1 protein-coding gene is annotated in these 1096 nt (G+C 45.7%); it reads left to right on the forward strand.

The features are described 5' to 3' along the window. Window positions 1-150: 150 nt before the first annotated feature. A partial coding sequence (locus tag KDK16_RS10715) for a hypothetical protein (RefSeq protein ID WP_257276086.1) occupies window positions 151-1096 on the forward strand: 946 nt, incomplete at its 3' end.

Raw genomic sequence — 1096 nt, forward strand, 5'->3', positions numbered from 1 at the left:
TGGCTGGCAGAGAATGGTCAGGAACTCAGTGTTTACCGTGAGATCGCTGCTGGCAAATATTCTGGCCGACAGTCGGCTACCAGGAAAAAGAATCCATCCTCCCGAACGACCAAAGCATCATCGACCGCAACAACGAGTCAGACCGGCCAGATGAGCGGATCTGCTGCCCGTAAACAGGGAGCCGATTCGACAAACGGCAGCAGTCGTGAAGATGAAGACCCGCTGGAACCTTCAGCTGAACAGGATACCGGAAGTTCTGCTGTCACTTGTTTCAAGTGCAACAAGGCACTGAATACACAGGAATTAAGGCGAATAACCAATGAGGCAACTGCCTCCGTGATTTTATGCAACAAGTGCCTTTCGGACAATCAGAGTAAAAAAAGAGCAAAACGAATCCGGAAAGAAACAAAGCCGGATTCATCAGAACCGGCCCAGAAAAAAAAGAAGGGCCCGGGTAGAAAGAGAAATAATACTGAAGCAGCTGCTACTGCGCCATCGGCCAAAAAAAAGAAACCGGCAGACACTCAGATCCCCGGTGACCCATTGGAAAAAGTAAAAGAAAATATCGAATACGAATTAAGTCAGGAAGAGCTGGAAAAAGTACAAACCCTGATGGTGGTATTCAAGAAAAAAAACATCACAGTCAAGTCTACTTTTTATAAACTCCTCGGCTTTCTAGAGAGAAGTTCATTTAATAGCTTCTTCGATAATGCCACCGCTTTTTTTGGGCACCTTTCTGAAAACTTCAAAAATACAGGCATGCTGACCAGCATGTTAAACAATAGAAAAAAACATATCCGGAGTTTCACAGAACGTAGCCTGAGTGAACTCGAATATTTAGCACGTTTGGATGTATTGAATTCCTTCTCGTCCATGAATAATGGTAAAGGCTTGCCCACACATAAGGAAGTGAAAGCAATACTGGGCTGGCCAGAATGGAAAGCCAGGGATGGCGAGTTTAATACGAAGTTGTTCCGATCCTTCTCGTCCATGAATAGCACCAAAGGCATGCTCAAACATGAGCAAGTGAAAGAGGTGCTAGGCTGGCCGGAATGGAAAGACAAGGATGGCGAGTTCAGTATGGAGCTGTTCCGCT

The sequence above is a fragment of the Endozoicomonas sp. SESOKO4 genome (assembly GCF_024606275.1).